The 11,554-nt window shown below is 60.6% G+C and carries 12 protein-coding genes and 1 pseudogene; 9 read left to right on the forward strand and 4 right to left on the reverse strand.

The window, feature by feature from the left end:
- The 6 genes from AC1DO7_RS20355 (at window position 1) to AC1DO7_RS20380 (ending at window position 5,808) form a co-directional block, all read left to right on the forward strand.
- Window positions 1–1,038, forward strand: coding sequence for a succinylglutamate desuccinylase/aspartoacylase family protein (locus AC1DO7_RS20355; protein WP_441622757.1), 1,038 nt, complete (start codon window positions 1–3; stop codon window positions 1,036–1,038).
- Window positions 1,039–1,050: 12 nt separating this feature from the next.
- Window positions 1,051–1,896 (forward strand): transporter substrate-binding domain-containing protein, encoded by an 846-nt coding sequence (locus AC1DO7_RS20360; RefSeq protein WP_441622759.1) that lies wholly within the window; start codon window positions 1,051–1,053, stop codon window positions 1,894–1,896.
- Window positions 1,897–2,325: 429 nt separating this feature from the next.
- Entirely contained in the window at window positions 2,326–3,342 is a 1,017-nt protein-coding gene (locus AC1DO7_RS20365; protein WP_441622761.1) for a taurine ABC transporter substrate-binding protein, read from the forward strand.
- 13 nt (window positions 3,343–3,355) lie between these two features.
- Window positions 3,356–4,126 carry an ABC transporter permease gene (locus AC1DO7_RS20370; protein WP_441622763.1) on the forward strand — a complete coding sequence of 257 codons (771 nt, stop codon included), beginning with the start codon at window positions 3,356–3,358 and terminating at the stop codon, window positions 4,124–4,126.
- 6 nt (window positions 4,127–4,132) lie between these two features.
- On the forward strand, window positions 4,133–4,921 hold the full coding sequence (locus tag AC1DO7_RS20375; protein ID WP_441622764.1) for an ABC transporter ATP-binding protein: 789 nt from the start codon (window positions 4,133–4,135) through the stop codon (window positions 4,919–4,921).
- 128 nt (window positions 4,922–5,049) lie between these two features.
- Entirely contained in the window at window positions 5,050–5,808 is a 759-nt protein-coding gene (locus tag AC1DO7_RS20380; protein ID WP_441622794.1) for an SDR family NAD(P)-dependent oxidoreductase, read from the forward strand.
- A 191-nt stretch (window positions 5,809–5,999) separates the two neighbouring features.
- Here AC1DO7_RS20380 and AC1DO7_RS20385 read toward each other — a convergent pair.
- Window positions 6,000–6,185 (reverse strand): annotated as a pseudogene (locus AC1DO7_RS20385) (aldehyde dehydrogenase (NADP(+))); the annotation flags it as partial.
- Window positions 6,186–6,303: 118 nt separating this feature from the next.
- Between AC1DO7_RS20385 and AC1DO7_RS20390 the strand changes: the two are divergent.
- The gene (locus AC1DO7_RS20390; RefSeq protein ID WP_441622766.1) at window positions 6,304–6,504 is read left to right on the forward strand and encodes a type II toxin-antitoxin system VapB family antitoxin; all 201 of its coding nucleotides are present in this window, start codon (window positions 6,304–6,306) and stop codon (window positions 6,502–6,504) included.
- A 121-nt stretch (window positions 6,505–6,625) separates the two neighbouring features.
- Here the strand turns inward: AC1DO7_RS20390 and AC1DO7_RS20395 are convergent, their stop codons facing one another.
- Window positions 6,626–7,597 carry an AraC family transcriptional regulator gene (locus AC1DO7_RS20395; RefSeq protein WP_477116509.1) on the reverse strand — a complete coding sequence of 324 codons (972 nt, stop codon included), beginning with the start codon at window positions 7,595–7,597 and terminating at the stop codon, window positions 6,626–6,628.
- Window positions 7,598–7,693: 96 nt separating this feature from the next.
- On the opposite strand from AC1DO7_RS20395, the gene AC1DO7_RS20400 reads away from it, so the two are divergent.
- The gene (locus AC1DO7_RS20400) at window positions 7,694–8,686 is read left to right on the forward strand and encodes an oxidoreductase (RefSeq protein ID WP_477116510.1); all 993 of its coding nucleotides are present in this window, start codon (window positions 7,694–7,696) and stop codon (window positions 8,684–8,686) included.
- Between the two features lie 73 nt (window positions 8,687–8,759).
- Here AC1DO7_RS20400 and AC1DO7_RS20405 read toward each other — a convergent pair whose 3' ends face one another.
- Window positions 8,760–9,731 (reverse strand): hypothetical protein, encoded by a 972-nt coding sequence (locus tag AC1DO7_RS20405; RefSeq protein WP_477116511.1) that lies wholly within the window; start codon window positions 9,729–9,731, stop codon window positions 8,760–8,762.
- Window positions 9,732–10,179: 448 nt separating this feature from the next.
- On the opposite strand from AC1DO7_RS20405, the gene AC1DO7_RS20410 reads away from it, so the two are divergent.
- Window positions 10,180–10,572 carry a hypothetical protein gene (locus AC1DO7_RS20410; protein ID WP_441622773.1) on the forward strand — a complete coding sequence of 131 codons (393 nt, stop codon included), beginning with the start codon at window positions 10,180–10,182 and terminating at the stop codon, window positions 10,570–10,572.
- Between the two features lie 340 nt (window positions 10,573–10,912).
- Here the strand turns inward: AC1DO7_RS20410 and AC1DO7_RS20415 are convergent.
- Window positions 10,913–11,554, reverse strand: a 642-nt coding sequence (locus AC1DO7_RS20415) for a type 1 glutamine amidotransferase family protein (RefSeq protein ID WP_477116512.1), incomplete at its 5' end; no start/stop codon positions are given.

Raw genomic sequence — 11,554 nt, forward strand, 5'->3', positions numbered from 1 at the left:
ATGGGCGCTGACCGCCAACCCCCGATCGCCTCTCCGATCCATTGCGAAATCGACTTCGAGCGCCCCGGCAAGCAGGTCGGCTGCCTGCGCCTGCCGCACTCGGTGCATCGCTCGGCCTACGGCTGGCTGCCCATTCCGATTGCCTCGATCGGCAACGGCGACGGACCGGCCGTGCTGGTCATGGCCGGCAATCACGGCGACGAGTACGAGGGCCAGATCCTCGTCTCCCGCCTGGTCCGAGAAATTGCACCCGAGCAGGTGCGGGGCCGGCTGATCCTGCTGCCGATGGCGAACTACCCGGCCGCGCAAGCCGGCCTGCGGACCTCACCGCTGGATGGCGGCAACCTGAACCGCAGCTTTCCCGGCGATCCGCGCGGCACGCCGACGCAGGTGATTGCGGACTATATCGAGCGCAGCCTGTTGTCGCGTGTGGACGTGGTGGTCGACCTGCATTCCGGTGGCAGCTCGCTCCAGTACCATGGCGCGACGCTGTTTGCTCAGGCCGAGCCTGATCCGGCACGCCAGCAGCGCCTGCTGGCCGCGGTGTCCGCATTCGGCCTGCCGTACAGCCTGGTCAACGAGAGCGCCAATCCGGTCGGCCTGCTTGCCGCGGCACGTCGCAACGGCGTGCTGGGATTGTTGACCGAGCTGGGCGGTGCGGGCACTGTGGACGCCGCCGTGCTCGGCAGCGCCTGGCAAGGTCTGCTGCATCTGCTCGGGCACATCGGAGCGCTGGAAGGACCGCTGGTGCCGTCCGGGCCGCCGCATGACACGCGGCTGCTGCGGGTGGATCGCACGCGGCACTACGTTTACGCGTACGACGACGGCATCTTCGAGCCGCTCGTGCAACTCGGCGAGCGTGTCGAAGCGGGGCAACCTGCGGCACGGCTGCACACGCCCGAGCGGCCCGAGCGCGAGCCGGTGACCGTGTATTTTCCGGCGGCGGGGCTGGCCATCTGCAAGCGCGTACCGGCGCTGACCCAACGCGGCGACTGCCTGTACCAGCTCGCCGACGATCCCACGCCTCATCGTTCCTGAACCGGCTTCCTGATGAAACACACTCCCCGATTTGGGCGCCGCATGGCGCTTGCCGTGCTGCCGCTCGCACTCTGCGGTGCGATGCCGGCCGCCAAGGCAGACGCCACACTCGATCGGATCCGCGAGCGCGGCAAGATCACCATCGGCGTGATCATCAACGGCAACAGCGCCTTTGGCTCCATCGATCCGGGCACCGGCAAGCCCTTCGGCTTCAACCCGGAACTGGCACGCAAGATCGCCAGTGAACTGGCGGTACAGGCCGAGCTGGTGCCGGTGCTGCCCACCAACCGCGTGCAGTTCCTCCAGCAGGGCAAAGTGGACCTGCTCGTTGCCAGCATGCTGCTGACGCCGGAACGCGCCACGCTGCTGGACTATGCGCCGACCCCTTACTACCGCAACGGCGGCACCGCCATCTTCCTGAAGCGCAGCGGTATTCGCCGCTGGGAAGACCTGCGCGGCAAATCCGTGTGCCTGTCGCAGGGCAGCAGCTATGCCAAGCCGCTGGCGGCCACCTACGGCGCCGAGCTCAAGGGCTTCAAAGGCATGCCGGAATCGCTGCTGGCGCTGCGCGGCGGTGCGTCCTGCGTGGCCGCGGTCCATGAGAGCCTGACCCTGGGCCAGTTGGTGGCCAAGGATCCGGAGTGGCGCGACTACGCCGTGCTGCCCGACGAGGTCGATCCGGCGCCGCAGGTGGCATGGGTGCGCAAGGGCGACAAGGACACGGCAGCGGCGGTCGATCGTGTGCTGCAGCGCCTGCACGGCTCGGGCTGGCTGGTCGGGCTTGAAGCCCGGCTCGACCTGGTTCCGCGCTCGCCGCTGCTGGCGCAGCTGCAGAAACAGTATGGCGGCAAGCCGTAACGCTTAGCCGCCGGGCCGGGATATCGCGCCGCATGCTTGGCGCATCGCCCAGCGGCGTGCCGACGGTGGCATATCCCGCGGGGTTGTACACATGGTGGCGCGGCCAGGCTCGGGGCGCTGCCGGTGTCGCCCACCACGCATGCGTTCCTGCGTGAACGGGGCTTGACGGGCCGTCAACGCGGGCCGCCGGCGCTAGCTGCCCGCGGCGCAACTGCTGGCCGCAGTTGCCAAGGTGTACGCAGGCAGCGGATCGGTCGCGCGGCAACCGTTCGCGGTGATCTCTCGCGGCCCAGGCGCGCACCTCTTCCCGAAAATCCTGTTTTCTCTCGGCAAGAGTGGAAAATCCGGATATGTATATCCTCAATACTTAGTTCCTGTTGGCTCCGGTGGAACATAGGATTGGGGCCGTCACAATTCTAGGTTACGCCCATGTTGGACTCCCTCAAAGCTGTAATAGCCGCTAGCCTTGCCGCTGGCATGTTTGGCGCTCACGCGCAATCGGCAATTCCGCAGGAGGTGCGCGTCGCCTACAGCGGTGGGGCACAGTTGATCGTGAATGCCAAGGTTGACCATTCACTGGAAAAGGCGTTTGGGACAAAGGTGAAGTGGATCCAATTCGCGACGGGTGCTGACGTATTAAATCTGTTCGCCACAAAGAGCATCGATATCGCAAATTTCGGATCCAGCCCTACAGTTTCCGCCGTGATACGCAAGTTGCCCATCGAGATCGTGGGTGTTTCTGCAGAAATTGCGACCTACGAACGATTGGTGGGTCGAGACTCCATCAAGACGCTTAAGGATCTGGAAGGCAAGACGGTCGGATATCCGCCGAATTCCACGGCTCAATATGCGCTGGATACCGCCGTCAAAGTCCATGGGATCGATCGGACCAAAATCAAGTTTGTTCCGCTGCGTCCGGATGAACTCGTGGCGGCGTGGCGCCGTGGCGATATCGATGCAGGGTATGTATGGGCACCCTTCAATTCTGCGCTGGAAGATGCAGGTGGCCATGCGGTCTTTGCCACGAAGGACCTCAAGAAAGACGGCTACCTGATCTATAACAACTATGCGGTGAGCAAGGATTTTGCGTCGAAGTATCCGGAATTGGTGGCAAAGCTCTTGACTGTCCACGAGCAGCAGATTGCTATCTATCGGAAGACACCAGAAGTGGTTGCGGAGGCAATTTCGAAGGAGTTGGGTGCTTCGGTGCCAGCTGTTCGCAACTCTCTCGCAGGCAACCAGTATCCCTCCATCACGGAGCAGTTGACCCCGGCGTGGTTTGGCGACGGGTCAAATACAGACAGTGCCGGGCTTTCCCTTGCGGTGCGAAGGACGGCAGAATTTCTGGCCGATATCGAGCAAGTAAAGCGGCAGGATATCCCGTCATCGTTCGCTAGCAGCATCAAGCCAACCTATCTCAGGCTCGCCCAGCAGCAAGTTCGCTGAGTCTGGACGAATCATGAAATCAAATGTAAGCGCACTGATTAGTATCGCGGCGGTGCTTGGCGTCGCCACCGCCTGGCAGTGCGCAGGTACTTTCGGATGGGCTGACTCGCTCTTCTTGCCGGCGCCAAGCGAAATCATCGGCACGGCAAGGGGTCTCTGGGAGCACGGCTACGGACAGGTGCCGCTATGGCAGCACATAGCAATCAGCCTCGGGCGCGCACTAGTTGCCTTCGTAACTGCGGTGGCGCTGGGCGTACCAATTGGCCTCGCGATGGGACAAAGCCGGGTGCTGGCTGCAATGCTCGATCCCTTCGTTCAATTCCTCAGGCCACTGCCCAAGATTGCCCTGGTACCTCTTGCCATTGTCTGGCTAGGCATCGGCGAATCGTCGAAGTTCGCCTTGATCTTCGTTGCCACCGTCTTGAACGTCGTGGTGGGCTCGGCAGCCTCGGTGGCGAACATACCTGGGTCCCGCGTTCGGGTGGCTCGGTCGCTAGGGTTGAGCAAGCGAAAGGTATTCCTTCACGTCATCCTGCCAAACAGTCTGCCAGATATTTTCACCAGTATCCGAATCGCCGTGGGAATCGGTTGGACGTCGCTTATCGCAGCAGAGATGGTGGCTTCCACGACCGGTGTGGGCTGGATGATTGTCAACGCAAGTTCATACTTGCGAACCGATGTCGTGATACTTGGGATTCTGATCCTTGGCGGTCTGGGGTACGCCTTGGATTGGATGCTTGTGCGAGCACAGCAACGCTATGTTCCTTGGGCTGGGAAGGAGTAGTCTGCGATGAACGCGATTCAACTGCTGAATGTGAATTTTCACTACGCTGCGGGGAAGTCAGGTGACGCGCCCAACATACTGGATAACGTATCCCTAACGCTGAATCAAGGTGAGTTTGGCGTACTGCTTGGTCCTTCCGGTTGCGGGAAGTCAAGCATCCTGAACCTGGTTGCGGGTTTCGAATCTCCGATCACGGGCGAAGTGCTCTGCGATGGTGCTCGTGTGGTCGGACCTGGACCGGCGCGTGGCATGGTATTTCAGCAACCGTGTCTGTACCCTTGGCTATCGGTGATTGACAACGTGACCTTTGGCCCTCGCATGGCAGGCGTCCGAAGGGAGCAGTACCTGCCTGAGGCGAAGGAGTTCCTGCGGCTTGTTGGGCTTGGCGCGTATGAGAACGCCAAGCCCTGGGAGCTATCAGGCGGCATGCGCCAGCGGGCAGCCCTGGCGCGCGCGTGGATCATGAAGCCGCGGGTCTTGCTCATGGACGAGCCATTCGGTGCGCTCGATGCTCAGACGCGAACGGTGATGCAGGAGCTGCTGGTCGAGATCTGGTCGCGCACCGGGACAACAGTCTTGTTTGTCACGCACGATGTTGATGAAGCACTGATCCTGGGAAGTCGGGTGCTCCTGATGTCCGCTTGCCCAGGAACAATTCGTGAGGAAGTGCGCCTGTCTTTCGAGAGGCAAAGAGATATAGAGGATCTGCTTGCGGATGAGGAATACAACGCTATAAAACGCCATGTGTTGCACGTAGTGCGGGAGGAAGCCAACCGACACCTGCAACTAGGCTGAGTCCTCGCGACAGTCAGTTGTTCGAGCAAGCGATGACGATCGTTCGGGCCACTCGGGACCGAGCAGGTCCGGAATACATCGTTTTGAGAAGTACTATTTATATGTTAATGGAGAAGTAGGTGGCAGAAATAGAACCGCGACGAGTTGCACTCGTAACAGGTGCCTCGGCTGGATTCGGCGCCGCAATTTGCCGGGACCTTGTCCGCGCCGGGTACCACGTAATAGCGGCGGCCAGGCGTGCTGACCGTCTTGCCGCCCTCGGTGCGGAACTGGGGTCGCGACTGTTGCCCGTCGCAATGGATGTTTGCAAAATAGACGAGGTGGAATCCGCCGCTGCATCACTTCCGGAAGTGTTCTCGGAAATCGATCTTTTGGTCAATAACGCGGGTCTCGCCTTAGGGCTGGAGCTAGCCCCATCAGCAAGTCTCCCGGACTGGGGAAGGATGGTGGATACCAACATCAGCGGCCTGATGAATGTCACTCATCGGTTCCTGCCAGGAATGGTCGAACGAAAGCGCGGGCATATCGTCAACATCGGCTCGACGGCAGGAACCTATCCGTATCCCGGAGGCAATGTGTATGGCGCGACGAAGGCTTTTGTGCACCAGTTCAGTTTGAATCTACGCGCCGACCTTCTCGGTACGGGCGTCCGTGTCACCTGCGTCGAGCCCGGCCTTTGTGGCGGTACTGAATTTTCCCGTGTCAGATTCAGAGGGGACAATGATCGGGCGGAGTCAGTCTATCAAGGGCTCGACCCACTCAAGGCTGAGGACATTGCGCGTACTGTCACCTGGATCGCGAGCCAGCCGGAACACGTCAACGTTAACTTGATAGAAATGATGCCGGTCGCGCAGGCGTTTGGGCCGCTCAGTCTGGCTCGCCGATAGCCACGATCAACCACATGGTCGGACCAGTTCCATGGGGATGGCGGCTCGGCGCTATGCCGATGCCGACGCCGATGCCGACGCCGCGCAGGCGGCATCTCTTCGATAGTGTTCACGTGTCCACCAAGAATTTAGGTGGACACGATGCTCCTTGCTCTCTTGCGTTGCTTCAAGTCGGGGTCACTGGGCGCTTACGTCCGACCGTCGGACGTAGCCGCATATGGCCCGCCGCGTACCATAGCGTGGCCCGCCTTGACTCCCGTACCGAAGCCGGTGACGAGGATACGCTCGACTTTTCGTTCCAGCATGGGAAGAAATTTCAGTGCCGCTTCGTAATCGCCTTCGTCAATATGCAGTGCCGCCGTCAGTTGAATCTGCAGCAGGAGCGGATCGTGTTGACGGCTCGCTGCAATCAGCCCGGCGCGCGGGACGACAAGAGGCACCATTTTCGTCATCAATCGATGCTATGGTTTGTGCTCATGCCTAGCGGAGATTCCCATGCGTACGACTATTGCGCTTGATGACGACTTGATCGCCAAGGCTCAAGCCTATACGGGTCTGGAGGAGAAAACGGCACTCGTGCGCGAAGCGCTAAAGGCCTTGATCCAGCGTGAAGCCGCGAAACGACTCGCGAATCTTGGCGGTAGCCAACCGGGCATCAAGGGGGCGCCGCGTCCCAGAACAAGCGCTGCGGGCTGAAATCGAGCTCGCAATGACGCCGTTTGCGGTTGCTCGATGGCCCAAGAGAAATCCTCTATTAATCAACAGATTACGAGGAACCGTCCACGCTGCTGCTATCGCGACTGACATGGCTGTACCTCTAAAATGCGGTTGCCGCCTCGTTTTCAGATGCGCCGCCCYCGCGCGCTGAACGCTCCTCGTCGATCGCCTTGCGATATCGCCCTGGTGCTGTCCCAGTCACGCGCTTGAATGCGTGACTGAACGCGCTTTCCGACGTGTATCCGATTGCTTCGGCGACTTCCGCGACGGATGCGCCTGCGCGCAGTTCTCGCTCCGCGAGATGCATGCGCCAGTTCGTCAGGTATGTGAGCGGGGGCACGCCCATCACTTCGCGAAAGTGCACGACGAAGGAGGTGCGTGACATGCCGGCTTCCTGTGCAAGATCTTCCAGACTCCAGGCGCGCCTGGGGTCCGCGTGCATCGCCGCGAGGGTGGGCGCCAGCCGTCTGTCACCCAAGGCCCTGAGCCAGCCGCCGTCGTTTTTCGGTGACTGCATGACATAGGCCCTGAGCGTCTGCACAAAAAGAAGCTGAGCCAGTTCTGCAAGCACGATGGGCCATCCGGGACGCGGCGGAGGCTTCATTTCACGGACGATCTGTTCGAGCAGCCAGCCAAGGCTTGCCGCTTCGCGGTGAGCGCCGCTGACGTGAATGAGTGGCGGGAGGCCGCCAAGTAGCAGAGGCTGATGCCGATCGTCGATCTCCACCATGCCGCCCAGCATCACGAAATCTTCACCTTGCCCCAGGCGGTAATCGCCATTGTCGTCCTGAGCAAGCGATGTCGTGACCGCGTCTGGAATGAGGTGCGGTGCGCTGGCCAGAACCAGCGCGCGGGAGCCATTCGTGACCAGAATGTCTCCGCGCTCGAACTGTGCAGGGGCCGCCATCCCGTCCATGAAAAACCAGCAAGCGCCCTCGACAGCCGCGCAGAATTTCACCGCATCGAGATTGGCAAAGCATCGCCCCCAGCTTCCACCGGCGACGAGCCGCCCGGAGAGACGGCATCGGGCGCGCACGAGATTGAGCAGTTCCGAGAGAAGGTCTGTGGTCATTTCTCGAACTATCGCGCATAAAACACGGCCTATCAAGCATTCTAAGTACGGGCTGGGCGGGCTAAAGTGCCTCCATCCTTCAAATGGAGAGATTCCATGCCCACTTTGCAAGCACCCATCGGTTCGGGATTCGGCCCAGCATCCACTGCTGCGGAAGTCATCACAGGCATCGACCTCACCGGCAGGAAAGTCGTCGTTACCGGCGGGTATTCCGGAATCGGCGTTGAAACCGTCCGGGCTTTCCGCTCGGCAGGTGCAACGGTTATCGTGCCCGTTCGCGACATGGCCAAGGCCCAGGAAGCGCTTCGCGACATTCCCGGCGTGGTCCTGGAGAATATGGACCTCCTCGATCCGGCGTCGATCGACAGGCTTGCAGAACGTGTGCTCGCAGCCACAGATTCGATCGACATCCTGGTCAACAATGCGGGCGTAATGGCTCCGCCGCTCGCGCGCGATGCGCGTGGTTACGAATCGCAATTCGCCGCCAACCATCTTGGCCATTTTCAGCTCACCTGCCGGCTTTGGCCTGCCTTGCGCCGTGCCAACGGGGCCCGCGTCATTGCACTCAGCTCCTACGGGCACCGGCGCGCGGGGATCGACTTCCATGATCCCAATTTCGAGGCTCGCGAGTACGACCCGTGGATTGCCTACGGCCAATCAAAGACCGCAAATGCCCTGTTCGCTGTCGCGCTGGATTCGATCGGGCAAYGTCACGGCGTGCGAGCTTTCTCCGTGCACCCGGGAGGCATCGTGACGGCACTCGTCCGGCATATGTCGCAAGCGCAGATCGATGCAAGCGAGATCCTCGACAAGGAGGGCAGGCCGATCATTGATCCGGAGAACAACAAGAAGACGGCGCAACAAGGTGCTGCTACGACCGTATGGTGCGCGACGAGCCCGAAGCTTGACGGCATGGGTGGCGTTTACTGCGCCGACTGCGAGATCGCCCGCGCACTGCCTTCTGACACCTCAACGGAGATGCACGGCGTACGGCCGCGAGCGACGGACCCGGTCGCCGCCGGGCGACTTTGGCAACTCAGCGAGCAACTGACAGGGGCACGCATCGATCAGGTCCGCGGCCTCGAGTGAGATTCTCGGCGGAGTACGAAGGCCCCAGATCGGGCTGTCACCCCTTACTTAAAAAGGCCGCTGTGCTGCTCCACTAAAAGCTTGCGGCGATTCCCAAGGAAATACCCGACACATTGTTGCCGAACACATAGCGCACCACGGCCCGAATCCTCGTGACAAAGACTTCATGCGCCGACGTGTCGAGTTCGAGGCCAGTGCCGAGCGTGGTAAGGTCGTTAAACCCCAGCGTGCTGGCATCACGCCCCAGGTAGCGCGAGTGCGATAACTCAAGTACGTAGCGTACCGGCCGATCCAGGGCCCACATGCCAGTGGGGGCGCGATAACGCGCATACAGGCTGGCGGTTTGGGCTGACCCCGTCCCCGTCACTGCGGAACTCGTGCCGCCAAAGCTCTGCAGGTGGATGTTCGTGTAGCGCAACTCGACGTCAGCGTCGTAAGTCGGCGCATGGCGCTCCCAATCGAGCATCACCGAGCCGCCTAACCCATAGGCGTTGAGGTGGCCATTTTCGATGAAGTTGATATCCTTGCCAGTCTTCTGACCTAGCAGGAACTGCGCCACCGACGCGTCCGTGGTGACACGGGCCAATGAGACGTTGAAGATGGGGCGGAACACCAACTCCTTATTTGCGGTGAGCGGGAAATCCCACCCCACGCCCATCGTTCCGGCTACGGTGTTCCACTTGGTTGGTATCAGGCGAGAGTCGACCCCGTTGGAAGCAACGTAGGTCGGATCGTAGCGGTTGTAGCCGATCGAACCTTCGAGATACAACGGCAGCGTCTTGCTCCAGGTGAACCCTCCGCCGAGTTGCCAGAGGGTGACATTCGGATTGCCCGTCGCCCCGTTATTGATCGCCAGGGAGCTGGATGCAAGGTCTGGAACCACCGCGAAGGACATCAGCGAGATCACCGCATTGGCACTCTTCTGAAGATTGGCTCCAGGCAGCTGAAATTCCGAGATGCCWTGAGCGACCGCCAGGACAGGCGTCAAGCAGAGCGGCCACAGGATGGCCAGCCATTTGAGACGTGGTTGAGTGACGCGATTCATTTCAGCCCTTGGGTCTATGAAATCAATAAGCACACGCGAACACGAGAGATAGGCCGCCCTTTTCAATGGCGCAGTAGAACACATGCGTGATGTTCTCTCATCGAAATGGTATCCCGCAAGAGGCCCACAGAATTTCGGCGCGGAGCCTCCCGCCCATTCCCTCCCACCCATTCCCTCCCACCACCCGGAGCGCCTCATGCGGCACTAACCAAGCGATGGGGAGATCACGGGAGTTGCCGCCTGAAGCGAGGCTTCCGGGTGCCTTTGCGTGGCAGTCATGCTGCTGACACCTGGCATCGTGGCTCCTGGCAGGTCATGCAGATGTGGTTTGCCGTGGGCGCACAGTTCTCAAGGGCACGGACACCCAACGTGTCTGTTCGACAGCGTACGGACGCGGGGGCGACGCAGGCACAGATTGACGCTTCGTATAGCGTCCAGCGGGATCCTGATGCGCTCCTACCTTTTTCTCCCATTATTTCTCTTGCCATTCCTGTTGGTCGGCTGCAATACGGCGCCGATTCCCCCGGGCAAGCCAGTCGATATTCCCACGGCACTCGAACAAGTGGCCCAGGGCCTGTGCACTTTCAAAAAGAATCTGGAGGGAAGGAAGCAGGATTGGGGCATTGCTTTTGACTCCATTACCGTGGAGCTTGACCTGACCGTCGACGGCACAAAGAACCCTCCGCTGGCRGTCGCACCGGATATTCAGTTCATGCCGACGGTTAGTTATGGGCAGACCATCACGGCGGCGAAAGGAAGCAGGCTTACCCTTACACTGAAGAATGCCGGCGGCGGCACGTCCGCTGGCGTCGACTGCAACGTCACCAAGTCGGCAAATTAGGGGGGAGGGGGTGCCAGCGGACATTGCTCAGGTATCGGCCGCCTGGTCGCCGGCCGTCCGACGTTGCGCTTGCTCGCTTGACGGCGCACCTGGGCGGGACCCTTCGATTAACTGCGCCGACAGAGCAACCGCTTCGGCGTGCGCGGTGTCACGCTCGGCCTCGGCGTGATTGCCATGATAGTTTTCCAGGACCAAATAATCACATTCAGATTCCACCGGAAAGCCTCGCGGCGCGGGACGAGTGAAACATCCCGCGCCGCGACTAAAGGCGACTCGATAGTCTACGCAGGCAGTGCCAATTCAAGCGCCTGAGCAGACAAGGTCTCTGATGGCGTGAGAACTAGCGCCCACCTGTATTCTGCACTTCGTCCAGTAACGCGCGCGCAGCCAGCTTGCCAAGATTGTTGCCCGCGAAGGGACTGTCACCCGTGAGGAGCTTCCGGTCTCGAAACGTGCTTCCATCAATTTTAGTGTTTACGATCTCGACTCCCATAGCAGCAAGTTTTTCACCGAAGAACCAGCGCAATGGACCGGGCATATAGCCAATATCCGGCGTCTGCTTGTCCATAGCATCTGGGAATGCGCAGATGCGGTAGCCGCGGAAAAGATCTCCGCCGTTGGGTTCGTCGACGCTGGCCGAAAGTAAGGCGGCGGGCCCGTGACACAGCGTGATGATGTACCTATCGTTTTGCATAGCCCACTGCAGGGTGGCCTTCATGTCCGCGCTGAACGGTAGCCCCATCAGGGCACCATGTCCCCCAGGGACGAAAACGGCAATGTAGTTTGCATCCTTGTCCAAGGAATTTACTACGTCAGCAAGCTTGAGCGGCTGCTGGAATTTTTGCTCGTACTTCGCGTAGAGGGCCTTTATCTCGGCGTCTTCAGAAGGGAACGCCCACCATTCGAACTTGGTCGGATTGCCTGATAAGGTGGCAATGTCGAACTCGAAGCCTGCGCGGTCCAGGTGATACATGGGCAGGAG

The organism is Cupriavidus sp. 05N40 (genome assembly GCF_056397305.1).

Coding starts and splice junctions, on each gene's coding strand:
- AC1DO7_RS20355 (WP_441622757.1), top strand. CDS start 1: ATGGGCGCTGACCGCCAACCCCCGATCGCCTCTCCGATCCATTGCGAA.
- AC1DO7_RS20360 (WP_441622759.1), top strand. CDS start 1,051: ATGAAACACACTCCCCGATTTGGGCGCCGCATGGCGCTTGCCGTGCTG.
- AC1DO7_RS20365 (WP_441622761.1), top strand. CDS start 2,326: ATGTTGGACTCCCTCAAAGCTGTAATAGCCGCTAGCCTTGCCGCTGGC.
- AC1DO7_RS20370 (WP_441622763.1), top strand. CDS start 3,356: ATGAAATCAAATGTAAGCGCACTGATTAGTATCGCGGCGGTGCTTGGC.
- AC1DO7_RS20375 (WP_441622764.1), top strand. CDS start 4,133: ATGAACGCGATTCAACTGCTGAATGTGAATTTTCACTACGCTGCGGGG.
- AC1DO7_RS20390 (WP_441622766.1), top strand. CDS start 6,304: ATGCGTACGACTATTGCGCTTGATGACGACTTGATCGCCAAGGCTCAA.